This is a genomic window from Streptomyces sp. NPDC023481 (assembly GCF_055560195.1).
This window is the reverse complement of record NZ_JBVHJE010000012.1, coordinates 46,032-70,427: the sequence shown is the minus strand read 5'-3', so window position 1 is coordinate 70,427 and position 24,396 is coordinate 46,032. Positions and strand designations below refer to the sequence as shown.

General features: G+C 73.2%; 21 protein-coding genes. 15 read left to right on the top strand and 6 right to left on the bottom strand.

Annotation, left to right across the window (positions count from 1 at the left end; translation table 11 throughout):
- Positions 1 to 43: 43 nt before the first annotated feature.
- The gene (locus ACZ3ZD_RS23065) at positions 44 to 1,414 is read right to left on the bottom strand and encodes a type III PLP-dependent enzyme domain-containing protein (RefSeq protein ID WP_467400344.1); all 1,371 of its coding nucleotides are present in this window, start codon (positions 1,412 to 1,414) and stop codon (positions 44 to 46) included.
- Between the two features lie 152 nt (positions 1,415 to 1,566).
- Here ACZ3ZD_RS23065 and hutU point away from each other — a divergent pair, with 152 nt between their 5' ends.
- From hutU to hutI, 4 genes are read left to right on the top strand one after another with little or no spacing between them, the layout of a single operon-like run.
- Complete coding sequence (hutU, locus tag ACZ3ZD_RS23060) at positions 1,567 to 3,231, top strand: urocanate hydratase (RefSeq protein ID WP_467400341.1); 1,665 nt, start codon at positions 1,567 to 1,569, stop codon at positions 3,229 to 3,231.
- Between the two features lie 47 nt (positions 3,232 to 3,278).
- A complete protein-coding gene (locus ACZ3ZD_RS23055; protein ID WP_467400835.1) occupies positions 3,279 to 4,481 on the top strand; it encodes an allantoate amidohydrolase in 1,203 nt (400 codons plus the stop codon).
- Positions 4,478 to 5,815 (top strand): formimidoylglutamate deiminase, encoded by a 1,338-nt coding sequence (locus tag ACZ3ZD_RS23050; RefSeq protein WP_467400339.1) that lies wholly within the window; start codon positions 4,478 to 4,480, stop codon positions 5,813 to 5,815. The genes ACZ3ZD_RS23055 and ACZ3ZD_RS23050 overlap by 4 nt, the downstream gene beginning before the upstream one ends.
- Before the next feature lie 20 nt (positions 5,816 to 5,835).
- Positions 5,836 to 7,008, top strand: coding sequence for an imidazolonepropionase (hutI, locus tag ACZ3ZD_RS23045; RefSeq protein ID WP_467400336.1), 1,173 nt, complete (start codon positions 5,836 to 5,838; stop codon positions 7,006 to 7,008).
- Positions 7,009 to 7,060: 52 nt separating this feature from the next.
- Here the strand turns inward: hutI and ACZ3ZD_RS23040 are convergent, their stop codons facing one another.
- Both ACZ3ZD_RS23040 and ACZ3ZD_RS23035 read right to left on the bottom strand, forming a co-directional pair.
- Entirely contained in the window at positions 7,061 to 8,608 is a 1,548-nt protein-coding gene (locus tag ACZ3ZD_RS23040; protein ID WP_467400333.1) for a ricin-type beta-trefoil lectin domain protein, read from the bottom strand.
- A gap of 279 nt (positions 8,609 to 8,887) precedes the next feature.
- Entirely contained in the window at positions 8,888 to 9,784 is an 897-nt protein-coding gene (locus tag ACZ3ZD_RS23035) for an RNA polymerase sigma factor SigF (RefSeq protein ID WP_467400330.1), read from the bottom strand.
- Positions 9,785 to 10,031: 247 nt separating this feature from the next.
- On the opposite strand from ACZ3ZD_RS23035, the gene ACZ3ZD_RS23030 reads away from it, so the two are divergent.
- The 5 genes from ACZ3ZD_RS23030 (at position 10,032) to ACZ3ZD_RS23010 (ending at position 15,009) form a co-directional block, all read left to right on the top strand.
- Complete coding sequence (locus ACZ3ZD_RS23030; RefSeq protein WP_467400326.1) at positions 10,032 to 10,409, top strand: STAS domain-containing protein; 378 nt, start codon at positions 10,032 to 10,034, stop codon at positions 10,407 to 10,409.
- A gap of 387 nt (positions 10,410 to 10,796) precedes the next feature.
- Positions 10,797 to 11,411: an ATP-binding protein gene (locus tag ACZ3ZD_RS23025; RefSeq protein WP_467400324.1), complete on the top strand. Its 615-nt coding sequence runs from the start codon at positions 10,797 to 10,799 to the stop codon at positions 11,409 to 11,411.
- A 238-nt stretch (positions 11,412 to 11,649) separates the two neighbouring features.
- Positions 11,650 to 12,369 carry an LPXTG cell wall anchor domain-containing protein gene (locus ACZ3ZD_RS23020; RefSeq protein ID WP_467400321.1) on the top strand — a complete coding sequence of 240 codons (720 nt, stop codon included), beginning with the start codon at positions 11,650 to 11,652 and terminating at the stop codon, positions 12,367 to 12,369.
- A 241-nt stretch (positions 12,370 to 12,610) separates the two neighbouring features.
- Positions 12,611 to 13,696 (top strand): hypothetical protein, encoded by a 1,086-nt coding sequence (locus tag ACZ3ZD_RS23015; protein ID WP_467400832.1) that lies wholly within the window; start codon positions 12,611 to 12,613, stop codon positions 13,694 to 13,696.
- Positions 13,697 to 13,698: 2 nt separating this feature from the next.
- Positions 13,699 to 15,009, top strand: a complete 1,311-nt coding sequence (locus ACZ3ZD_RS23010) for a hypothetical protein (RefSeq protein WP_467400318.1) — start codon at positions 13,699 to 13,701, stop codon at positions 15,007 to 15,009.
- 80 nt (positions 15,010 to 15,089) lie between these two features.
- On the opposite strand, the gene ACZ3ZD_RS23005 is transcribed toward ACZ3ZD_RS23010, so the two are convergent.
- Positions 15,090 to 16,595, bottom strand: coding sequence for a peptide MFS transporter (locus tag ACZ3ZD_RS23005; protein WP_467400315.1), 1,506 nt, complete (start codon positions 16,593 to 16,595; stop codon positions 15,090 to 15,092).
- Between the two features lie 493 nt (positions 16,596 to 17,088).
- Here ACZ3ZD_RS23005 and ACZ3ZD_RS23000 point away from each other — a divergent pair, with 493 nt between their 5' ends.
- Complete coding sequence (locus ACZ3ZD_RS23000; protein ID WP_061919258.1) at positions 17,089 to 17,766, top strand: response regulator transcription factor; 678 nt, start codon at positions 17,089 to 17,091, stop codon at positions 17,764 to 17,766.
- Between the two features lie 46 nt (positions 17,767 to 17,812).
- On the top strand, positions 17,813 to 19,084 hold the full coding sequence (locus tag ACZ3ZD_RS22995) for an ATP-binding protein (RefSeq protein WP_467400312.1): 1,272 nt from the start codon (positions 17,813 to 17,815) through the stop codon (positions 19,082 to 19,084).
- A gap of 42 nt (positions 19,085 to 19,126) precedes the next feature.
- On the opposite strand, the gene ACZ3ZD_RS22990 is transcribed toward ACZ3ZD_RS22995, so the two are convergent.
- Positions 19,127 to 19,630 carry a GtrA family protein gene (locus ACZ3ZD_RS22990; protein WP_467400310.1) on the bottom strand — a complete coding sequence of 168 codons (504 nt, stop codon included), beginning with the start codon at positions 19,628 to 19,630 and terminating at the stop codon, positions 19,127 to 19,129.
- Positions 19,631 to 19,812: 182 nt separating this feature from the next.
- Here ACZ3ZD_RS22990 and ACZ3ZD_RS22985 point away from each other — a divergent pair, with 182 nt between their 5' ends.
- From ACZ3ZD_RS22985 to ACZ3ZD_RS22970, 4 genes are all read left to right on the top strand, one after another.
- The gene (locus tag ACZ3ZD_RS22985) at positions 19,813 to 20,952 is read left to right on the top strand and encodes a 5-(carboxyamino)imidazole ribonucleotide synthase (protein ID WP_467400307.1); all 1,140 of its coding nucleotides are present in this window, start codon (positions 19,813 to 19,815) and stop codon (positions 20,950 to 20,952) included.
- Complete coding sequence (gene purE, locus ACZ3ZD_RS22980) at positions 20,949 to 21,473, top strand: 5-(carboxyamino)imidazole ribonucleotide mutase (protein WP_467400304.1); 525 nt, start codon at positions 20,949 to 20,951, stop codon at positions 21,471 to 21,473. Before ACZ3ZD_RS22985 ends, purE begins: the two co-directional genes overlap by 4 nt.
- A 5-nt stretch (positions 21,474 to 21,478) precedes the next feature.
- Positions 21,479 to 22,672, top strand: a complete 1,194-nt coding sequence (locus tag ACZ3ZD_RS22975; protein ID WP_467400830.1) for a dipeptidase — start codon at positions 21,479 to 21,481, stop codon at positions 22,670 to 22,672.
- 129 nt (positions 22,673 to 22,801) lie between these two features.
- Positions 22,802 to 23,938: a dipeptidase gene (locus ACZ3ZD_RS22970; RefSeq protein WP_467400302.1), complete on the top strand. Its 1,137-nt coding sequence runs from the start codon at positions 22,802 to 22,804 to the stop codon at positions 23,936 to 23,938.
- 36 nt (positions 23,939 to 23,974) lie between these two features.
- Here ACZ3ZD_RS22970 and ACZ3ZD_RS22965 read toward each other — a convergent pair whose 3' ends face one another.
- The gene (locus tag ACZ3ZD_RS22965) at positions 23,975 to 24,373 is read right to left on the bottom strand and encodes a VOC family protein (protein ID WP_467400299.1); all 399 of its coding nucleotides are present in this window, start codon (positions 24,371 to 24,373) and stop codon (positions 23,975 to 23,977) included.
- Between the last annotated feature and the right edge of the window lie 23 nt (positions 24,374 to 24,396).

Sequence of the window (24,396 nt, the reverse complement as noted above, 5' to 3'; positions counted from 1 at the left end):
CCACGCTCGTTGAACCATTTGTTCGAGAGAGGGCCGGGATCTGTCAACGGCGCCCCGGGGCGCACAGGGTGGTGAGCGTGGACGCGTGCGCCCCTCCGGATTCGGCCACCACCTCCGCGAGCGTCTGCGGCTCGCGTACGACCGCGAAGGCCACATCCCCGGCGCCGTCCGGCACGTAGCCGTAGACACCCGGCCGGACCAGGGAGTTGTAGGAGTAGTGCTGGGCGAAGCCGTACGCGCCCGTGTCCAGCGCGGCCGCGTAGTCGCCCTGCTCCAGCGGCGGCAGCGCGCGCCCCTCGGCGAGCAGGTCGCCCGAGAAGCAGGCCGGCCCGGCCACGTCCTGGACCACCTCGGGGCCCGTCTTCGGCCGCCCCTTCGCGTCGTACGCGGCGATCCGCAGCGGCCACGTCCCCGGCACGTACACCGTCCGCACCGCCACCTGCACGCCCGCGTGGGTCACCGCGATCCGCCGGCCGCCCGCGCTCTTGGCGTACTCCACCCGGGCCACCACCGTCCCGTGCCGGGCCGTCAGCGACCGCCCGAACTCGGTCACCAGCCCGTACCGCCCGTCGAACAGCCCCGGCACCTCGTCGGCCAGCACGCGCGCGTACGCCGCGTACGTCGGCGCCGTCTCCTCCGACGCGACGTTCACCGGCAGCCCGCCGCCGATGTCGACCGTGTCCACCTGCCGCCGCCCCACGGCCGCGTTGATCTCCTCCGCGAGCGCGTACACCTCCGCCACGCCCCGCGCCAGCAGCGGCAGCGGGATGCCCTGCGAGCCGGTGTGCGCGTGCAGCCGGGTCAGCCACGGCCGCTGCGCGTACGCCCGTACGACCCACTCGCGCGCCCCCTCGTCCCGCAGCGCCACCCCGAACTTCGAGGTCGGCGTCGCCGTGGAGGTCGCCCCGATGGTGCCGGCGCCGATCTGCGGGTTGACCCGGAGGCCGAGCGGCGACCGGGCCGGGGCGGAGCGCACGAGGGCGTCGAGCCGGTCCAGCTCCTGCGGGTTGTCGGCGTTCACCGCGATGCCCAGGGCCAGCGCCTCGCGCAGTTCCGCCGTGGTCTTCGCCGGCGAGTCCAGCACCGTGCGGGCGGGCGGCACGCCGGCGGCCCGGGCCAGCGCCAGCTCGCCGGGGCTGGCGACCTCGGCGCCGATGCCCGCCTCGTGCAGCAGCCGCACCACCGGCACCAGCGGGGTCGCCTTCACCGCGAAGGCGTGCAGCACCGGGGTGCCGGGCGCCGTCACCGCGTCGAACGCCGCCCGCAGCGCCGCCGCCGACTCCCGGATCCCGGTGACGTCCAGCAGGCCCGCGACGGCCGCGTCCGGGCCCAGCAGCCCCTGCTCGACGGCCGCCCGCACCGCCCGGTCCCGCCGGTCCGCCCGCTCCCGGGTCTCGCTGTCGATGTCCGCCATGGGTCGCCCCTCCTGTCTCGGCCGCCGGTCTTCCCGTGCCGGTGCTTCCAGCCAAACACCCGCCGCGCGCGGACGCGGCCCTCCGGCGTATTGACTAGCTCTATTCAGAAAGACAGGATGTGAATAGACGTAGGCACAGGAGGAGGCAGACGATGTCGGGACCCCGCCCCGTACGAGCACCGCGCGGCACGGAGCTGAGCGCTCTGGGATGGCAGCAGGAAGCGGCCCTGCGCATGCTGCAGAACAACCTCGACCCCGAGGTCGCCGAGCACCCCGACAAGCTCGTCGTCTACGGCGGCACCGGCAAGGCCGCCCGTGACTGGCGCTCCTTCGACGCCATGGTCCGCACGCTGAGGACCCTCAAGCAGGACGAGACCATGCTGGTCCAGTCCGGCCGCCCGGTCGGCGTCATGCAGACCCACGAGTGGGCCCCGCGCGTCCTCATCGCCAACTCCAACCTGGTCGGCGACTGGGCCACCTGGGAGGAGTTCCGCCGCCTGGAGGCCCTCGGCCTGACCATGTACGGCCAGATGACCGCCGGCTCCTGGATCTACATCGGCACCCAGGGCATCCTCCAGGGCACCTACGAGACCTTCGCCGCCGTCGCCGCGAAGAAGTTCGGCGGCACCCTCGCCGGGACGATCACCCTCACCGCCGGCCTCGGCGGCATGGGCGGCGCCCAGCCCCTCGCCGTGACCATGAACGACGGCGTCGCCATCTGCGTCGACTGCGACCCGCGCGCCATCGAGCGCCGCATCGAGCACCGCTACCTCGACGTCAGGGCCGACTCCCTCGACCACGCCCTCCAGCTCGCCACCGAGGCCCGCGACGCCCGCCGCCCGCTGTCCATCGGCGTCCTCGGCAACGCGGCCGAACTGGTCCCGCAGCTGCTCGCGATGAACGCCCCCATCGACATCGTCACCGACCAGACCTCCGCCCACGACCCGCTGTCCTACCTCCCGGTGGGCGTGGCCTTCGAGGACATGGCCGCCGAGGCGGCGAAGGACCCGGCCGGCTTCACCACGCGCGCGCGGGAGTCCATGGCGCGGCACGTGGAGGCCATGGTCGGCTTCATGGACGCCGGCGCCGAGGTCTTCGACTACGGCAACTCCATCCGCGGCGAGGCCCAGCTGGCCGGCTACGGCCGCGCGTTCGCCTTCCCCGGCTTCGTCCCCGCCTACATCCGGCCCCTCTTCTGCGAGGGCAAGGGCCCCTTCCGCTGGGCGGCCCTGTCCGGCGACCCCGCCGACATCGCCAAGACCGACAAGGCGATCCTGGAGCTGTTCCCCGAGAACGAGTCCCTGGCCCGCTGGATCAAACTGGCCGGCGAGCGGGTCCACTTCCAGGGCCTGCCCGCGCGCATCTGCTGGCTCGGCTACGGCGAGCGGGACAAGGCCGGCGAGCGCTTCAACGACATGGTGGCGAGCGGCGAGCTGGCCGCGCCGCTGGCCATCGGCCGGGACCACCTGGACTGCGGGTCCGTCGCCTCCCCGTACCGCGAGACCGAGGCCATGCTCGACGGGTCCGACGCGATCGCGGACTGGCCGCTGCTGAACGCGATGGTCAACGTGGCCTCCGGCGCGTCCTGGGTGTCCATCCACCACGGCGGCGGTGTGGGGATGGGCCGGTCCCTCCACGCCGGCCAGGTGACGGTGGCCGACGGCACGAAGCTGGGCGGCGAGAAGATCCGGCGCGTGCTCACCAACGACCCCGGGATGGGCGTCATCCGGCACGTCGACGCGGGGTACGACATCGCCGAGTCCGTCGCCGGTGAGCGCGGGGTCCGGGTGCCGATGCGTGAGGGTGACCAGGCGTGACGCAGGCCCGGCCGTCGCGGCCCGCAGGGGGCGGCTCCTTCCACGAGATGTGGGCCGAGCTGCTCCCCCTCGGCCGGCACCCCGACTCCGGTGGCTACCGGCGTTACGCCTGGACCGGGGCGGACGCCGAGTGCCGGGCCTGGTTCCGGCAGCAGGCCGAGGACCGGGGGCTGGCCTACGAGGTCGACCGGAACGGCAACCAGTGGGCCTGGCTCGGCGACCCCGCCGCCGGGGACGCCGTCGTCACCGGCTCGCACCTGGACTCCGTGCCGGACGGCGGGGCCTTCGACGGGCCCCTCGGCGTGGTGTCCTCCTTCGCCGCGCTGGACGAACTGCGCGGCCGGGGCACGCAGTTCGCCAGGCCCCTGGCCATCGTCAACTTCGGGGACGAGGAGGGGGCCCGGTTCGGGCTCGCCTGCGTCGGGTCCCGGCTCACCGCCGGGCAGCTGACCGTCGAGCAGGCGCACCGGCTCACCGACGGGGACGGCACCAGCCTGCCGCGCGCCATGGAGGCCGCCGGATACGACCCCGACGCCATCGGGCCCGACCCCGAGCGGCTGGCCCGGATCGGCGCCTTCGTGGAGCTGCACGTCGAACAGGGCCGCGCGCTGGACCTGTCCGGCGACCGGGTCGGCGTCGCCAGCGCCATCTGGCCGCACGGCCGGTGGCGGTTCGACTTCCGGGGCGAGGCCAACCACGCCGGCACCACCCGCCTGGTGGACCGCCGCGACCCGATGCTGTCCTACGCCGAGACGGTGCTCGCCGCCCGCCGCGAGGCCGAACTCGCCGGTGCCGTCGCCACCTTCGGCAAGATCGCCGTCGAGCCCAACGGGGTCAACGCGATCCCCTCGCTGGTGCGCGGCTGGCTCGACTCCCGCGCCGCCGACCAGGACACCCTGGACACGGTGGTGGCAGGCGTCGAGAAGGCGGCCCGCGAGTACGCCGACGCACACGGCATCGATCTCGACGTCGTCCGGGAGTCCTTCACCCCGGTCGTGGAGTTCGACCACGCCCTGCGCGACGAACTCGGCCGCATCCTCGGCAAGGACACCGGCCTGACCGTGCCCGTCCTCGGCACCGGCGCGGGACACGACGCCGGGATCCTGTCCGGGAGGATTCCGACCGCCATGCTGTTCGTGCGCAACCCCACTGGTGTCTCGCACTCCCCGGCCGAGTTCGCGGCCGAGGACGACTGCGTGGCCGGGGTGCACGCACTCGCCGACGTACTGGAAGGGCTGGCCCGCAGGTGACCAAGGGGACCTACTGGTTGGAGCACGCCTGGCTCGGCAGCCGTGTCGAGCCCGGCGTGGCCGTCGAGGTCGCGGACGGGCGGATCGGTGCCGTCCGCACCGGGACGCCCGCCCCGCCGCCCGGCGCCGAGGTGCTGCGCGGGCTGACCCTGCCGGGGCTCGCCAACGCCCACAGCCACGCCTTCCACCGGGCGCTGCGCGGCACCGTCCAGGTCGGCTCCGGCACCTTCTGGACCTGGCGCGAGGTGATGTACTCCGTCGCCGACCGGCTGACCCCGGAGACCTACCACGCCCTGGCCCGCGCGGTGTACGCCGAGATGGCCCTCGCCGGCATCACCTGCGTCGGCGAGTTCCACTACGTCCACCACGCCCCCGGCGGCACCCCCTACGCCGACCCCAACGCCATGGGCGAGGCGCTGATCGCGGCCGCCGCCGAGGCCGGCATCCGCATCACCCTCCTCGACACCTGCTACCTCTCCGCCGGCTTCGGCGAGGCCCCGAACGCCCACCAGCTGCGGTTCTCCGACGGCAGCGCGGACGCCTGGGCGACACGCTGTGCAGTTCTCAAGGAACGGGACCACGCACGGATCGGAGCGGCGATCCACTCGGTACGGGCCGTGCCCGCCGACCAGTTGGCGACCGTGGCCGGCTGGGCGCAGGAGCGGCGGGCCCCGCTGCACGTGCACCTGTCGGAGCAGACCGCCGAGAACGACGCCTGCCTCGCCGCCCACGGCCGCACCCCCACCCGGCTCCTCGCCGACCACGGTGTCCTCGGGCCGCGCACCACCGGGGTGCACAACACCCACCTCACCGACGAGGACATCGCCCTGCTCGGCGGCTCGGGCACCGGCACCTGCATGTGCCCCACCACCGAGCGGGACCTGGCCGACGGCATCGGCCCGGCCGTCGCCCTCCAGCGGGCCGGCTCCCCGCTCTCCCTCGGCTCCGACAGCCACGCCGTCATCGACCTGCTCGAAGAGGCGCGCGCGATGGAGCTGAACGAGCGGCTGCGCACCCGCACCCGCGGCCACTGGACGGCCACCGCACTGCTGCGGGCCGCCACCGCCGACGGCCACGCCGCCCTCGGCTGGGACGAGGCCGGCACGATCGAACCCGGGGCGCTCGCCGACCTGACGACGATCGCGCTGGACTCGGTCAGGACGGCCGGGCCGCTGCCGAGGCTGGGCGCCGAGACGGCCGTATTCGCGGCGGGCGCGGCCGACGTGCGGCACACGGTCGTGGGCGGCCGGCACGTCGTACGCGACGGGGCGCACACGCTCGTGCCGGACGTGCCGCAGGCCCTCGCGCGGGCGGTCGAAGCCCTCCGCACCTGACGATCACCCACGAGGACACCATGAGCAGCAGCACCGTCATCACCAACATCGCCACGCTGGTCACCAACGACCCCTCCCTCGGTGACTCCCCCCTCGGTCTGGTCCAGGACGCGGCCGTCGTCATCGACGGCGACCGGGTCGTGTGGACCGGTGAGTCAAGCAAAGCACCCGCCACTGACAACCGGGTCGACGCCGGCGGCCGGGCGGTGCTGCCGGGCTTCGTGGACTCCCACTCCCACCTGGTGTTCGCGGGCGACCGGACGCAGGAGTTCAACGCCCGCATGTCCGGCCGCTCCTACACGGCGGGCGGCATCCGCACCACGGTCGCGGCCACCCGGGCCGCGAGCGACTCGGAACTGGAGGCGAACCTCACCCGTTACCTCGACGAGGCCCTCCGCCAGGGCACGACGACGTTCGAGACCAAGTCGGGCTACGGCCTCACCGTCGAGGACGAGTCCCGGGCCCTGCGCCTCGCGGCGAAGCACACCGACGAGGTGACGTACCTCGGCGCGCACATCGTCAGCCCCGACCACGCCGACGACCCGGCGGCCTATGTCGCCCTGGTCACCGGCGAGATGCTGGACGCCTGCGCGCCGCACGCCCGCTGGATCGACGTCTTCTGCGAGAAGGGCGCCTTCGACGGCGACCAGGCCCGCGCGATCCTCACCGCCGGCAAGGCGAAGGGCCTGCACCCGCGCATCCACGCCAACCAGCTCTCCTACGGCCCCGGTGTGCAGCTCGCCGTCGAACTGGACGCGGCCAGCGCCGACCACTGCACCCACCTCACGGACGCGGACGTGGACGCCCTGGCGAACAGCGCGACGGTCGCCACCCTGCTCCCCGGAGCCGAGTTCTCCACCCGCGCCGAGTGGCCGGACGCCCGCCGCCTCCTGGACGCCGGTGTGACGGTCGCCCTGTCCACGGACTGCAACCCCGGCTCGTCGTTCACCTCCTCCGTGCCCTTCTGCATCGCGCTGGCCGTCCGCGACATGCGGATGACCCCGGACGAGGCGGTCTGGTCGGCCACGGCGGGCGGCGCCGCGGCCTTGCGCCGCACCGACGTGGGCCGCCTCACCCCCGGCGCCTACGCCGACCTGACCCTCCTGGACGCGCCCAGCCACGTCCACCTCGCCTACCGGCCGGGTGTGCCCCTGGTCAGCGGGGTGTGGCGACGCGGAGTCCGGGTGGTGTGAGCTCGGGTGCGGTGAGCCGGACGGTGCGGCCCCGCCGGGACACCGGGCGCCCTCAGCGCGCCCCCGCCCGCCACCGCTGCTCCCGGCCGCCGTCCAGGGGGCTGAGGGCCACGCCGCACCGGCCCTGCGGGGTGACCGCCGTCTCGATCGCGATGTACGGGCGGATCGTGCCGTCGGGATCGACGGAGAAGCGGAGGTTCCCGCCGTTGTCGCTGTAGACGGCGTCGCACTCCCAGATGCCCACGCCCCGGTCGACCGAGCCCCGGCTGTCCAGGCAGAAGTGGTCGTCGGCCGCCGAGCGGAGCACCCCGAGGTAGGGGTCGACGCGCCAGCGCTGGGTGGGCGCGGAGGAGCAGGGGGCGGTGACGACGTCGTTGCCCTGGGACAGGTCGCCGTAGCGGATGTCCAGGCAGCGGCCCGTGGCGAGGTCGACGACCTGCGCGGGCGAGGTGCCCGGCGGCCGGGGTGTCGGCGCCGGCGTCGGTGTCGTCCGGTTCGGTGACGGGGCCGGGCGGGGGGAGGCCGGCCTCGGGGTGGCCGACGGCGACGACCGGGTGGGGGAGACGCTGGGTGACGGGGACGGGGTGGGGGACGGGGTCGGGGTGACGGACACCGTGGCCGTCACCGTCACCGGGGGGTGCGCCGGGGTCGCGACCGCCGGCTGCTGGTCGGCGTGGTGCGCCGGGACGAGCGCGAACACCAGGAGCGGGGTCAGCGCCACCCCCAGGGCCGCCGCGACCAGCAGGACGCGGCGCCGGGGTGGCTCACCGGGCTGCTCCGCCAGGGCGGTTGGGGGCGCGGCGGGCTCCTCCCGGCCTAGGTACGCCGTTCCGCGCCACGGCAGCAGGCCCTCGGCCAGGGTCTGCCGGGGCGCGTCCCGCAGCGCCCGCAGGTCCTCGAACGCGGCCGTGCAGTGCGGGCAGCGGGCCATGTGGGCGTCCAGGTCGGCGCTGTGGCGCGGGGCGTCCGGCCGTACCGCCTCCTCGATCAGCCGGCGGAAGTCGGCACAGCGCGGGTCGTCCGAGGCGGCCAGGCGGTGCCTCAGACAGGCCTGGGCCAGGGCCTTGAGGGCCTGCTGGGTGCCGTAGGCGACGTCCGCGCGGCTCAGGCCCAGGAAGGCGGCGGTGCGCTCCACGGATTCCGCGTCGAGGACGCCGTACCAGAGCAGGCCCTGGGTGCGGGACGGCAGCGACTGGAAGGCCGGCAGCAGTGGCGGGGTCGGGCCCTCGGGGCGGCCGGTGGCGTTCAGCACCAGCAGCAGGCCCGGGTCGATGCCCACGGAGCGTTCGTCGCGCGCCCAGTCGGCCGCCAGCCGGGCGGTGAGCAGCAGGAGTCGGTGGCGCAGCGGGACGGGCGGTTCGACGCCCCGGGCCGTCTCGCGGGCCGCCGTGGCGAAGGTCTCCGCCGCCAGCCGGCGGGCCACGGGATCGCTCACCGCGCACAGCCGGGCGTAGCCGAGGACCGCCGGGTGGTGCCGGCGGCGCAGCTCCTGGAGCGCCGCGTACGCCGTGTGCGTGGGGGAGCGCAGCAGTTCGGTCAGCCGTGCGTCCGGTGCGTCCTCGCGGCCCCCGGATCCGGCGTGGTCGTCCTCCTCGGCCATACGACACCCTCCGTTCCGCGAACGCGGCTGTTACACCAGCCGGTTCGGGGGGCCATAGTGGTGGAGGGGACGGGCGCTGCAAAGATGTTTCCGCGGGTAACCGCATAACGGTTGGGCCGTGGGGCACCCGCCAGCCGGAGGGGCAGGTCCCGGGAACGGCGAAGCGGCCCGGCGCCGTCCGCCGAGCCGCTTTCCGCCGTCACAGGGGCGCTTTCGCTGTCACAGGGCCGCCTTCCGCCGTCGCAGGGCCGCCTTCCGCGTCCGCGAGCGACGCCGGTGTCACTCGTCCAGGGTGAGCCCCTTGCGCAGCCGGACCAGGGTGCGCGAGAGCAGCCGGGACACGTGCATCTGGGAGATGCCGAGTTCCTCGCCGATCTCCGACTGGGTCATGTTCGCCACGAAACGCAGGGAGAGGATCTTCCGGTCCCGGGGCGCGAGTTCGGCGATCAGCGGCTTGAGCGACTCGATGTACTCGATGCCCTCCAGGCCGTGGTCCTCGTACCCGATACGGTCCGCGAGGGCGCCCTCGGTCTCGTCCTCCTCGGGCTGGGCGTCCAGCGAGGAGGCGGTGTACGCGTTCGAGGCGGCCATGCCCTCGACGACCTCCTCCCGGGAGATGCCGAGGCGCTCGGCGAGTTCCGCGACCGTGGGGGCGCGGTCCAGCCGCTGCGCCAGCTCGTCGCCGGCCTTGGCGAGGTCGAGCCGCAGCTCCTGCAGCCGGCGCGGGACGCGCACGGACCACGAGGTGTCACGGAAGAACCGCTTGATCTCGCCGATGATGGTCGGCATCGCGAAGGTGGGGAACTCGACGCCGCGCGAGAGTTCGAAGCGGTCGATCGCCTTGATCAGGCCGATGGTGCCGACCTGGATGATGTCCTCCATGGGCTCGCTGCGGGAGCGGAAGCGGGAGGCGGCGAACTTGACGAGCGCGAGGTTCAGCTCGACCAGGGTGTTGCGGACGTACGCGTGCTCGTACGTCCCTTCCTCCAGCGACTCCAGCCGCTCGAAGAGGGTCTTCGACAGGGCGCGCGCGTCGACGGCGCCGATCTCGTCGTAGGGGGGGATCTCCGGGAGTCCCTCGAAGACGTCGAGGGTGTCGATGGGATGATCCAGTTGTTCCGGTGGGGGTGTCGACGTCGCGATCGGGGTATGCGATGCGTCGAGCCGGGGTGACATGGGTGTCCTCCATCGTTCTCGGCATAAGGCTGCCGAAGCCAGTACGTGAACTGCGGTGTGCGGCGCCTCCGAAGCCGGCGTGTAGGAATGTGTGCCTTACTAGCCCTACCCGGTGTACCGAGCGAGTCGCAAGTGCGTTCTGTGGCGATATGTCCGATTGTGTGCGGATGTTCGGGTGTCGGAGTGTGCTTGGAAGGCGTAATGTTCGAGGGCATCAGCAGCCACGACCTCGGGAGAGAGAGACGGCATGGACCACGGGACGGTCGGCAGCGCACAGTCGGGCCGGCTTCTGGTGGAGGTGCGGGAAGAGGGCTCCAGCGCCGTTGTGACACCGGCCGGTGAGCTGGACCACCACACCGCCGATCTTTTGCGTGAGCCCCTCGACGACCTTCTGGACAAGGGCTTCGCGCGGCTCGTCGTGGACTGCTCGCGCCTGGAGTTCTGCGACTCCACGGGGCTGAACGTCCTGCTGGGCGCCCGGCTGAAGGCGGAGGCCGCCGGAGGCGGCGTCCATCTGGCCGGGATGCTGCCGGTGGTGGCCCGCGTGTTCGAGATCACAGGAGCCGAGGCGGTCTTCACCGTCCACGATTCCGTGGAGGCGGCTCTGGCCGACCGTGCCGACTGAGCCGCCGCCCCCGCCCGGACCGGTCCGCGCACCGGCTTTGGAGGGCGTTGTCCGCGTCACGTCCAAAACGGGGGTGTTCCGTCGGATCGGCCGGGCAGGAGAGGGCAGAAGAAGGCAGGAGACGTCCTGTCGGCCGCCGGATCCACCGTGGCCGGCGAACGACCTGACGGAACGCGCGTCCGACGCACGGACGGGCCAGGCCCCCGCCGGGCGGCGGAGGGCGGAACGGCCCGCCGGTGGGCGGGACGGGGACGACCTGTGTACGACCCGCGGACGGCGTACGGACCGGCCGGCGCCGACGGTGCCGGACGCACGGCCCGGCCGCCGGCCGGACCACTGACCGGACTATTGAATCTTGAACTGGTGATTCGGTGAGGTGAAGCGCTGATGAGCACCACCCGGCCTTTCTCGCCGGGCGACCGCGGCCCGGAGCCCAGCGGCGCTTCCGGGGCGTCCGAGGGGGAGGCGCCGGCCACCGGCGCCGCCACGGGGGCAGCCGCGCCGTCCGGGGCGGCTGTGCCCTCCGGGGCCGCCGTGTCTTCCGGGGCCGCCGTGCCCTCCGGAGCGGCCGACGGCACACCGCGAGCCCGGGGGCGGCAGGTCCGCAGACTCCGTCTCGAAGGCGAGAGCGGGGTGGTCCCGCTCGCCCGTGACTTCACCCGCCAGGCGCTGTACGCGTGGGGCTGGCTGCCGGCGGACACCGCCGACCAGCGGGCCGCCGCCGAGGACGTGCTGCTGGTCGTCTCCGAACTGGTCACCAACGCCTGCCTGCACGCCGAGGGACCCGACGAACTCCGCCTGGCCTGCGACAACAAGGTGATCCGGCTGGAGGTCTCCGACCGCGGCGCCGGCCAGCCGGCCCCGCGCACCCCGCACCGCGCCGGACGCCCCGGCGGCCACGGCATGTTCATCGTGCAGCGGCTGTGCCTGGACTGGGGCGTGGTCCGCACGGCCGATACGCCGGGCAAGACGGTCTGGGCCGAGCTGGGCGCCCCGGCCTGAGCAGCCCGTACGGCCGCCCGGGCGCCGGTGCACACCGGTTCCCGCCGGCCGATCGGCCGCCATGCCCGGCGGTCCGCCCTACGACACCTCTTCCACGGGATCTCCCCCACGACCCCTCTCCGCGCACGCCGGACCGCCACAACTCCGGCGTGTGACGCGTCTTCCAACCTCACGGCCCCCGGCGTACCTTGACGGCCGAATCTGATATGCCGTCAGGAACGGATGGGGTGGACCGACCGTGTCGTACCCGAAACGAACCGCCGCGCTCGCGTCCGCCGCGGCCCTGGCCGGCTCGGCGGTGCTGCTGGCCGCGCCGACCGCCCACGCCGACGTCGTCGACGTCAACTACCGCTGCCAGACCCCGATCGGTGTCAAGAGCGCCGTTTCACCCATCGACATCAAGGGCGTCCGGAGCGGCAGCGGCTACCGGCTCACCATGTCCTGGCAGAAGGGCGTCTCCTCCAGCCCGGTCGAGCTGGGCAAGGGGGCGATGAGCCCCAGCGCCACGATCGGGCTGGGCGGCGCCGACAGCGGCACGCTCGCCGTCAGCGGACCCGCCAACGCCGCCGCCATCCCGGCCAACACGCCCATCAAGATCAGCGACCTGAGCGGCACCTACACGCCGAAGAAGAGCGGCAAGGTCACCTTCACGGCGGGGACGCTCACGATCAAGGCGCTCGGTACGACGACGACCTGCACGCCGACCAACAGCCCGAAGCCGTCCCTCACCCTGGACGTCACGGCGGCAGGCGGTTCGTCGTCCTCATCCTCGTCCTCCCCCAACTCCTCGTCGTCCTCCTCGTCCTCGTCCTCGTCGTCGGGAGGCGTCGGGCAGCTGCCGCAGACCGGGCCCGAGGACTCCGTGGTCGCCCTCGGCACGCTCGGCGGAACGGTTCTCCTCGCCGGTGCGGCGGGCGCCCTGTGGCTGTCCCGGCGGGGCCGGACCGCCCGCCGCTGACCGGGGCCGGCCGGACCGCATCCCGCCGCACCCGCGCCGCCCGCCGAACCGTCCGGCCATCACCGCTGGAGCCGCCCATGCCGCCCGCGCCGCCGCCCCCTCCGCGGATGCCGCTGCCCGTCCCCCTGCTCCCGCCGCTCACGCTGCCGACCGCCCGCGCGCGGTCCTGGTGGCTCGCGCCCCCGGGCGGCGCACCAGGCACCCCCGAGCGGACGGGGGCGGTGTCGTGAGGCGGAGTGTGCTGCTGGTTCTCGTGGCGCTGCTGGTGGGAGTCGTCGGGCCGGTCGGACAGGGGGCGGCAGCGGATCGGCCGGTGGTGCGGCTGTCGGCGGTGCAGGCCGGGGCCGGCGGGTCGGTCACCGTCAGCGGGAGCGGCTGGCGGCCGCGCACGCTGCTGACGGTGCTGGTGTGCGGGCGGGCCACCCCGGCCCGGGGAGTCGTCGGCGGCACCAACTCCTGCGCCAACGGCGACGGGCGGGCCGTGACCACCGGCGCCGACGGCGCCTTCAGCCGGAGACTGCCGGTCGCCGAACCCCCCGTACCCTGCCCCTGCGTCGTCCACGTGACCACCGTCACCGGCGCCACGGCCGAGGCGGACGCCGTCCTCCAGGTCGCCGGGCACCCCGTGGCCCCGCTGCCCGCCGAGCGCTCCGCCGGCCGGCTGGCGGTGCTCTCCGACACCCGGCTGACCGGGTCGAGCGGGCCGCTGACCTGGTTCGGGGCGCCACCCGCCCGCACCCTGACCTTCACCGTCGGCAACACCGGCACGAGCCCGATCGAGAACCCGGTGTTCCAGGTCGGCACCGCGCACGGCGTCTTCGCCCCCGAGTGGGACGAGCGGCAGTGGCACGGCACCCTGGGCCCGGGGAAAAAGGCGCAGGTCAAGCTGCCGGTCGAACTGTCGGCCGGGGCGCACGGCAACTACACCGTCACCCTCCGCTACGGCGACCGGGTGCTCGCCGAGCAGCCCTGGGGCGTGGGCCGGCCGTGGGGCGTGACCCTGTTCTGGATCCTGCTCTGCCTGGTCGTACCGACCGCCCTGTTCCGCATCGGCATGGCCCTGGTGGACCGGATCCGCCCGCACCGCCCCGGCGGAACCCGCCACCCGCACCCGAACCCGCGACCGCGACCGCGCCTGCCGTTCCCGCGCTCCCGCACCGCCGGGCCCCCGGCGCCCCGGGCCGCAGCGGCTCCGGCCCTGCCGTGGTTCACCCCGGACTGCGCACCGCACGACGACAGCCCGACGACCCCGACGAGCCTTACGACACCGACCGCACCCACCAGCCCCACCACTCCCACCACACCACCCACGAAGGGACCCACGTGAGCATGCGAAGGAGAGGCACAGCGGCCGGGAGCACGGGCGCCCTGCTGGTGCTCTGCGCGGCGGGCGTCCTGCTGGGCCCGATGGTGGCGCCCGCGCAGGCGGCCGAGGTGGCCTATGCCACCCACTGCGTGCCGCCCGCGGGCATCGACCCCGTCGACGGCACCACGAAGGTCGAGATCACCGCGCCGGCCACGGCCAAGGTGGGCGACACGGTGGACATCGGGTGGAAGTTCGTCCAGGCCGCGTCCAGGAACCCGGACATCATCGACCTGCCGGCGAACTCGGTCCAGCCGTCCGGCGTGCTGAAGGCGGCCGGCGCGCAGACCGCCGACCTCGCGATGCGGGGGCCGCGGGAGAACCCCGCCATCCCCAAGGGCGGGGCCATGGTGCTGTCCGACATGAAGGGCAGCCTGAAGCTGACGGCGGCCGGCGAGGTGACGCTGACCCCGGACGCGTACACCGTCAACGCGATGTCGACCGACACGCGGTGCACGCCCAAGGAGACCGTGCAGAAGGCGGCGACGATCAAGGTGGCAGCGGGCGGCGGCACGCCGACCGCGACCCCGACGAAGTCGGCGACCCCCACCCGCTCGGCGACCCCCACGAAGTCGGCGACCCCCACCCGCTCGGCCACGCCCACGGCGACCGGCGGCACCGGGCAGACCGACTTCCCCGGCAGGGAGGTGCAGGTCCCGTACGCCTGCAAGACCCCGATCGGCGACAAGAGCGCGACCTCGCCGGTGCGGATCGACGCGCGGAAGGACGGCGGGAGCTACGCCCTGACCGTGAAGTTCGGGAAGTCGGTGATGGACAGCCCCGTGGACATCCCGAAGGACTCCGTGAAGCCGTCCATGGAGGTGCTGCTGGGCGGCGCCGACAAGGGCACCGTGCACGTGGAGGGGCCGACGAACGCGGGCCCCGTCAAGGCCGGCAGCCCGATCGAGATCCCCGACCTCACCGGCACCTACAAGCCGGGCGCGAGCGGCACCTCGACGCTGTCCCCGGGCGTCCTCACGGTCAAGGCCCTCGGTACGACCACGACCTGCACCCCGGCGAGGACGGAGGTCTCCCTCACCCTGGACACCACCGGGCAGCCCGGCGGGGCCGCCGGCGGGACGTCGACCTCGGGCGGGTCCTCCGGCACCGGGTCCTCCGGCACCGCCACGACCGGCGGTGACGGCGGCTCCGGCGGCCTGGCCGAGACGGGCGCGAGCGACCACGGCGCCCTGAAGGCCCTGGGCCTGGTGGCGGGCACGGTGATCCTGCTGGGCGGCGCGGTCTTCACGGTGCTTCCCCGGCGCAGGGCGCGATAGCCGGCCCGAGGCCCGCACGAACGGAGGGCCACCGCATCCCGGGGATGCGGTGGCCCTGCCGGCTGCGACTGCGGGCGGACTTAGTGCACGTCGCCCATCATCTTCTTCACCTTGCCGCGGTACATCCACACCGCGGCACCCGCGACCACGGCGAGGACGGCCTCCAGGGCGACGAAGCTCATCCGGTCGAGGTTGACGCCGCCGACGGCCGGGTTGGACAGCAGGGCGGTGACCGAGTCGCCCGCGGTGACGGCGAGGAACCAGACGCCCATCATCTGCGAGGCGTACTTCTGCGGCGCCATCTTCGTCGTCACGGACAGACCCACCGGGGACAGCGTCAGCTCACCGACGGTCTGCGCGAAGTAGATCGCGACCAGCCACATCGCCGCGGCCTTGTGACCGCCCTCCGCGATGGACAGCGGGGCGAGGAAGACGAAGAAGGACGCGCCCACCAGCACCAGGCCGGAGGAGAACTTCACGATGGTGCTCGGCTCCTTGCCGCGGCGGTTCAGCCACAGCCACAGCCACGCGAACACCGGCGCCAGCGCCATGATCATGACCGGGTTGACCGACTGGTACCAGGAGACCGGGAACTCCCAGCCGAAGATGGTGTTGTCGGCCCGCTCCTCGGCGAACAGCGACAGGGTCGAGCCACCCTGGTCGTAGATCATCCAGAACACGGCGGCGGCGACGAAGAACCAGATGTACGCCGACACCTTCGACCGCTCGGCGGAGTCCAGGTCCTTGTCCCGCAGGATGCGGGAGATGACCATGATCGGCACGAGCAGGCCGATGAGGGTGAGCGGGATCAGCGCCCAGTTCAGGGTGAAGTTGCCGGTGCCGCCGACGATGCCGTAGAAGACCACGGCGATGGCCAGCCAGATCAGGCCCTTGCGCAGGGTGGCCGCCTTCTCGACGGGCGTCAGCGGGGTCGGCACCTCGCTGCTCTTCGGGTTCAGGTGGCGGCCGCCGAGCAGGTACTGGGCCAGACCCAGCGCCATGCCGAGCGCGGCCAGCGCGAAGCCCAGGTGCCAGTTGACGCTCTCACCGACGGTGCCGATGGTCAGCGGGGCGACGAAGGCACCGAGGTTGATGCCGATGTAGAAGAGCGTGAAGCCACCGTCCCGGCGCGGGTCCTGAGGACCGTTGTAGAGATGGCCGACCATCGTGGAGATGTTGGCCTTCAGCAGACCGGAGCCGATGGCGACGAGGACCAGGCCGACGTAGAAGCTCGCGGCGGCGGGCAGCGCGAGGCACAGGTGGCCGAGCATGATGACGACGCCCGCGACGGCGACCGTCTTGCGGGGGCCGAGCACGCGGTCGGCGAACCAGCCGCCGGGCAGGGTGAGCAGGTAGACGAGCGACAGGTACACGGAGTAGATCGCCGTCGCCGTGCCCGCGTTCAGGTGCAGGCCACCCGGGGCCACCAGGTACAGCGGGAGCAGGGCCCTCATGCCGTAGTAGGAGAAACGCTCCCACATCTCGGTCATGAAAAGGGTGGCCAGTCCGCGGGGGTGGCCGAAGAAGGTCTTCTCGGAACCGGGGGTGCCCGGTCGGACCGAGTCCTTCGTCAGGCTGGACGCCATGGTCGTTCCTTGCTGGTCGGGACGCGGCTGCTGGAGCGTTGCGCGCCCGGTGGGGGTGCGGCCGGCACCGGCAGGTCGGTCGTCCACCCCCACGCCCAGGGGGACCCCCTCCGGATCACGGAGCGGCGGACGGCAACCATCGGGATCCACGCCCCGCGACGCTTCAGTAGCGTCCGGAGCCCGGCCAGAGGTCGTTCCTTTCAAGGCTGATCTTGATCAGCCCGTACACAAAAGAGACCTTCAGCGTCCACTGCCCGCCGAAGGCCCCCGGTGTACTACAGGCGTTCAGATCACCATACGGCAGTACACCGCCGGATATGGAAGGACTTGAGACGCGGATCACAGGTGTCGCGGGAACCGTACGCGGGCATTCGAAGGTCCCTTCCAGGATCGCATCCCCAGGTCAATGGTCCGTACCGGGACGGCCGGAAGGTAAGAACACCGGAAACCGATCACACCCCGGCACCGCGCCCGGGCGGTCTACCATCACCTCATGACCCGTGTACTGCTCGCCGAGGACGACGCGTCCATCTCGGAGCCGCTGGCCCGCGCCCTGCGCCGGGAAGGTTACGAGGTCGAGGTGCGCGAGGACGGACCCACCGCGCTCGACGCCGGAATGCAGGGCGGCGTCGATCTGGTCGTGCTGGACCTGGGCCTGCCCGGCATGGACGGCCTGGAGGTCGCCCGCCGGCTGCGCGCCGACGGCCACGCCGTGCCCATCCTCATCCTGACCGCGCGGGCCGACGAGGTAGACACCGTCGTCGGCCTGGACGCGGGCGCCGACGACTACGTCACCAAGCCCTTCCGGCTCGCCGAACTGCTCGCCCGGGTGCGGGCCCTGCTCCGGCGCGGCGCCGCCGAGCCGCAGCAGCCGCCGGCCACGCACGGGGTGCGGATCGACGTCGAGTCGCACCGGGCGTGGATGGGCGACGAGGAACTCCAGCTCACCGCCAAGGAGTTCGACCTGCTGCGGGTGCTGGTGCGGGACGCCGGCCGGGTGGTGACCCGGGACCAGCTGATGCGCGAGGTCTGGGACACCACGTGGTGGTCCTCGACCAAGACCCTCGACATGCACATCTCCTGGCTGCGCAAGAAGCTCGGGGACGACGCGGCGAACCCCCGGTACATCGCCACGGTGCGGGGCGTCGGCTTCCGGTTCGAGAAGAGCTGACCGCGGACCGGCCCCAGCGAGCAGCCAGGTAACCAGGTAGCGGACCATGCGCCGACGTCTCATCCAGTCCACCCTCGCCGTCGTCCTCGTGGTGATCGCCGTCTTCGGCGTCTCCCTCGTGATCGTCGAGACGCGGACGATCAGCAACAGCGCCCAGGAACGGGTGGAGTCGGAGGCGGTGCGGCTGGCCAGCATCGTGGACAGCCGGATCCTCGCCGCGGAGAACGTCAGCGCGGAGGTCCTGCGCAACCCGGTCAGCAAGGAGCAGTACGCGGTCATCCGGCTGCCCGGCAAGCAGCCCATAGAGATCGGCGCCAAGCCCGAGGGCGACACCATCGGCTACACCCAGCACGGCGAGGAGGGCGAGACGGTCACCGTGCAGGAGCCCCGCTCCGCCGTCACCCGCGAGGTCGGCCGGACCCTGCTGATCATCGGGCTGGTCGCGCTCCTCGCCGTGGTGGCGGCGGTGCTCCTCGCCGTACGACAGGCCAACCGGCTCGCCTCCCCGCTGACCGACCTCGCCGAGACCGCCGAACGCCTCGGCTCCGGCGACCCGCGCCCGCGGCACAAGCGGTACGGCGTCCCCGAGCTGGACCGGGTCGCCGACGTCCTGGACTCCTCCGCCGAGCGGATCGGGCGCATGCTGACCGCCGAGCGGCGCCTGGCGGCCGACGCCTCCCACCAGCTGCGCACTCCGCTGACCGCGCTGTCCATGCGGCTGGAGGAGATCACGCTCACCGATGACCCGGACACGGTGAAGGAGGAGGCGACGATCGCGTTGACGCAGGTGGAGCGGCTGACGGACGTCGTGCAGCGGCTGCTGACGAACTCCCGCGACCCGCGCACCGGCTCCGCCGTCACCTTCGACCTGGACGAGGTCATCCAGCAGCAGCTCGCCGAGTGGCGGCCCGCCTACCGCAGCGCAGGCCGGGCCATCGTCAGCTCCGGCAAGCGGCACCTGACGGCGGTGGGCACGCCGGGCGCGGTCGCCCAGGTGCTGGCGGCGCTGATCGAGAACTCGCTCATGCACGGCGGCGGCACCGTCGCCCTGCGCACCCGGGTCACCGGCAACCAGGCCGTGATCGAGGTCACCGACGAGGGCCCGGGCGTACCGGCGGACCTCGGCGCGCGGATCTTCGAGCGCACGATCAGCGGCCGCAACTCCACCGGAATCGGCCTGGCCGTGGCCCGCGACCTCGCGGAAGCCGACGGCGGCCGCCTGGAACTCCTCCAGGCGCAACCCCCGGTCTTCGGCCTGTTCCTCTCCCGCACGCCCCCGTCCCGGGTACTCGACGAGGACCGGCCTACGGTCCGGTAGACGCCGGGAGCGGGGCGGCGGGAGCCGGAGTGCCGGCCCGGGTTACGGGACGCGTTGCCGTGGGGGCTGCTTCTTCGACTCCCGCTCCAGGAGGGTCTCCGCGGTCGCCACGGTTTCCCGGGCCGGGAGGGCGCGGAAGACCCAGCTGCGGTACGACCAGAAGCGGAACAGCGTGGCCACGCCGATGCCGACGAACTTGAAGATGTTGCTCTGCAGCGGGCTGTCCCAGCCGAAGGTGTAGGTCGCCAGGTACAGAATGCCGTTCTCGATCACCAGGCCGACCGCGCTGAACAGCAGGAACAGCGTGAGTTCCTTGGTGCGCCCGCCCTTGTCGCGGTCCCGGTACGTCCAGTAACGGAAGCCGACGTAGTTGAAGACGATGGCCACGACGGTCGCGATGATGCTGGCCCGCACCACCGGCAGGTCCGAGACATGCCGGACCAGGTTGAACACGCCGAGATTGACCAGGACGCCGGCACCGCCGACCGCCCCGAACTTGACGACCTCGCGTACGAGCCGTTGCAGCCCCGAGGAACGAGGTTCCATGGCTGTGCAGCTCCCGTCGTCCGGTTGAATCGTCCCCGCCATGCTAGCCGGGCGGAGCCCCCGGTGCCTGTGCACCGGCCCATTCCCCGGAAACAGGACGGAAAGAACAGGGGAAACCCCGGGTAAGAGCCCGCAGCGGGGACGGGATCCGGACTCCCCGGCGTGGCCGATACCCTAGGGGTGTGACGTTCCCGGTAGTCGGCATGGTCGGCGGGGGGCAGCTCGCGCGTATGACGCACGAAGCGGGCATCCCGTTGGGCATCAGGTTCAAGCTTCTCAGTGACACTCCGCAGGATTCCGCCGCGCAGGTCGTGAGCGATGTCGTCATCGGCGACTACCGCGACCTGGAGACGCTGCGCGCCTTCGCGCGCGGCTGCGACGTGATCACCTTCGACCACGAGCACGTGCCCACCGAGCACCTGCGCGCCCTGGAGGCGGACGGCATCCCCGTGCGCCCCGGCCCGGACGCGCTGGTGCACGCCCAGGACAAGGGCGTGATGCGGGCCAGGCTCGACGCGATCGGCATCCCGTGCCCCCGGCACCGGATCGTCGCCGACCCGGAGGACGTCGCCCGGTTCGCCGCCGAGGGCGACGGCTTCCCCGTCGTCCTCAAGACGGTCCGCGGCGGCTACGACGGCAAGGGCGTCTGGGTCGTGGACTCCGTCGAGGAGGCGGCCGAGCCGTTCCACGCCGGCGTCCCCGTGCTCGCCGAGGAGAAGGTCGACTACGTCCGCGAGCTGGCCGCCAACGTCGTCCGCTCCCCGCACGGCCAGGCCGTCGCCTACCCGGTCGTGGAGTCCCAGCAGGTGAACGGCGTCTGCGACACGGTCATAGCCCCGGCGCCCGCCCTGGAGGAGCACCTGGCGCTGAAGGCCGAGGAGATGGCCCTGTCCATCGCCAAGGAGCTGGACGTCGTCGGCCACCTCGCCGTCGAGCTGTTCCAGACCCGCGACGGCCGCATCCTCGTCAACGAGCTGGCGATGCGCCCGCACAACTCCGGCCACTGGACCATGGACGGCGCGATCACCTCCCAGTTCGCCAACCACGTCCGCGCGGTCCTCGACCTGCCGCTGGGCGACCCGCGCCCGCGCGCGCCGTGGACCGTGATGGTGAACGTGCTGGGCGGCGACTACCCGGACATGTACTCCGCGTACTTGCACTGCATGGCCCGCGACCCCAAGCTCAAGATCCACATGTATGGCAAGGACGTGAAGCCGGGCCGCAAGGTCGGACACGTCAACACCTACGGCGACGACCTGGACGAGGTGCTGGAGCGCGCCCGTCACGCAGCCGGCTACCTGAGAGGCACCATCACCGAATGAGCCCCGTTGTTGGCATCGTCATGGGGTCGGACTCCGACTGGCCCGTCATGGAAGCCGCCGCCAAGGCCCTGGACGAGTTCGAGATCGCCTACGAGGTCGACGTCGTCTCCGCGCACCGCATGCCCCGCGAGATGGTCACGTACGGCGAACAGGCCGCCGACCGCGGCCTGAAGGTGATCATCGCCGGTGCGGGCGGTGCCGCCCACCTGCCCGGCATGCTCGCCTCCGTCACCCCGCTGCCGGTCATCGGCGTGCCCGTGCCGCTGAAGTACCTGGACGGCATGGACTCGCTGCTCTCCATCGTGCAGATGCCCGCCGGGGTCCCGGTCGCCACGGTCTCCGTCGCCGGTGCCCGCAACGCCGGCCTCCTCGCCGCCCGGATCCTCGCCGCGCACGACGAGGACCTGCTGCACCGCATGCGCGACTTCCAGCAGGAGCTCAACGACCAGGCCACCGAGAAGGGCAAGCGGCTGCGCACCAAGGTCGAGGGCGCGGGCAGCGGCTTCGGCTTCGGGAAGTGACCGCCGTGGCCGCCCTGGACGAAGCCCGCGCGCTGCTGCGCGAGTTTCCCGTGGTCGACGGGCACAACGACCTCCCCTGGGCGCTGCGCAAGAAGGCCGGCTACGACCTGGACGCCCTGGACATCGCCGGCGACCGGCGCGCGCGGCTGCACACCGACCTGCCGCGGCTCCGCGCCGGCGGCGTCGGCGCCCAGTACTGGTCGGTGTACGTGCCCTGCGAGGAGCCCGACCCGGTCACGGCCACGCTGGAGCAGATCGACTGCGTCCGCCTGCTGCTGGAGCGCTACCCGGCGGACCTGGCGCCCGCGCTGACCGCCGCCGACATGGAGACGGCCCGCCGGGACGGCCGTATCGCCTCGCTCATGGGCGCCGAGGGCGGCCACTCCATCGCCAACTCGCTGGGCACCCTGCGCGGCCTGTACACGCTCGGCGTGCGCTACATGACGCTCACCCACAACGACAACGTGGACTGGGCGGACTCCGCGACCGACGAACCCGCCGTCGGCGGCCTGACCGCCTTCGGCCGCGAGGTCGTCCGCGAGATGAACCGCCTCGGCATGCTCGTCGACCTCTCCCACGTGGCGGCGACGACCATGCGGGACGCGCTGGACGCGAGCACCGCGCCGGTGATCTTCTCGCACTCCTCCGCCCGGGCCGTGTGCGACCACCCCCGCAACATCCCCGACGACGTCCTGGAGCGCCTGCCCGCCAACGGCGGCATGGCCATGGTGACGTTCGTGCCCAAGTTCGTGCTCCAGGCCGCCGTCGACTGGACGGCCGCCGCCGACGAGAACCTGCGCGCCCACGGCCTGCACCACCTGGACACCAGCCCCGAGGCGATGACGATCCACCGCGCCTTCGAGGAGAGCCACCCGCGCCCGGTCGCCACCGTCTCCACGATCGCCGACCACCTGGACCACATGCGCGAGGCCGCCGGCATCGACCACCTCGGCATCGGCGGCGACTACGACGGCACCGCGTTCACCCCGGACGGCCTGGACGACGTGTCCGGCTACCCCAACCTGCTCGCCGAGCTGCTCGACCGCGGCTGGTCCACGGCCGACCTGGCCAAGCTGACCTGGCAGAACGCGGTCCGCGTGCTGGGCGCCGCCGAGGACGTGGCCCGGGACCTGCGGACCACCCGGACGCCGTCCCTCGCCACCATCGAGTCCCTCGACGGCCCGCCCGGCGACAGCTGACCGGGGTACCCCCGAACGCCCCACTCACCAGGAAGGCCCCCTCCGCTCCGTGCGACCGTGTCGGTACGCCAGCCACAGCACGCCGTAGCTCACTACCGACGTAGCCGACGACGACGTACGGAGCCCGCCATGGCCGACCTCCAGGACGACCTCCCCGCCACGACCGAGGTCGGCGAGGACGACTGCCTGCCGGACGCCCCCCATGCGGCCCCGGCCCCGCTCGACCCGGTGTACCACCGTCCGGGACAGCCGGCCGGCGAACTGCTGGAACAGGCGCACGCCCTGCTCGCCGACCACCCGGTCGCCGACGGCTACAGCGGCCTGCCCTGGGCGCTGCGCCATCTGCCCTGGTACGACCTGGAACTGGGCGAGGCCGCCATCGACACGGACGTGCCCCGGCTGCGCGAGGGGCACGTCGCCGCGCTGTTCTGGTCGCTGCATCTGCCCGAGCAACCGGACGGCGCACGCGCCGTGACGGCGACCCTGGAACAGCTGGACCTGGTCCGCACGGTCGTCGACAGCCACCCGGAGGGCCTGCGGCTGGTGCGCACCGCCGGGCAGGTCATCGACGCCCGCAACCGCGGCCGGGTCGCCGTGGTCCTGGGCCCCGCGCCCGGCGCCGCCCTGGACGACTCCCTCGCCCTGCTGCGCGTCCTGCACGCCCTCGGCCTGCGCGTGCTCACCCTCACGGACACCGCCTGGGCGGGCCCCTGCGGGCTGACCCGGTTCGGCGAGGAGGTCGTCCGCGAGATGAACCGGCTCGGGGTGCTCGCCGACGTCTCCGGCGCCGCCCCGGACACCGTCGAGCGGACCATCGCCCTGTCCAGGACCCCGGTGCTGTGCAGCCGCTCGGCCGCCCGCGCCCTGCGCCCCCACCCGGCCAACCTGCCCGACGAACTGCTCGCCGCCCTCGGCCGGGCGAAGGGCCTGTGCATGGTGCCGCTGACCGCCGAGCAGACCGGCCCGACCGTCCCCGACGTCGCCGACCACCTCGACCACGTGCGCGACGTGGCCGGCCCCGACTGCGTCGGCCTGTCCGGCACCTACGACTCCGGGGCCGTCCACCCCCGCGACCTGGCCGACGCCTCCCGCTACCCCCACCTGATCGCCGAACTGCTCCGCCGCGGCTGGACCGAGACCGAGCTGGCCCTCCTGACCTGGGGCAACGTACAGCGTGTCCTGCGCGGCGCGGACTTCGTCGCCCGCGCCGCGCAACAACGCCGGGAGGCGCCCACCGGCAGGATCACCGAACTGGACGCCTCCTAGCCCACGCCCCGGGAGGCGCCCCGGGGCGTGACGGCCTCACGACCCCGACCCCTCGATCCGGCACAGGCAGAACGGGTGCCCGGCCGGGTCGGCGTACACCTGGAAGTCCTTCTTCTCGCGGTCCTCCAGGTCCAGCGGGCGGGCGCCCAGCGCCAGCACCCGTTCGTGCGCCGCGTCCAGCTCCGCCCAGGTCGCACCCGCGTCGAAGTCCAGGTGGAGCTGCTGGCCGTTGCGGTCCGCGCGCGGCCACTCCGGCGGGGTGTGCCCCTCGGCCCGCTGGAAGGCGAGCCGGGGGCCGTCCGGGATCTGGAGCACCACCCAGTCGTCGTCCTCCGCCCGCGGGGTACCGCCGCCCACCGCCGCGTAGAAGGCGGCCAGCGCGTGCGGGTCGGGGCAGTCGAGCACGACGTTACGGAAACGGGCCACGGACGTCATGGTGTCCTCCTCGGGGACTTCCG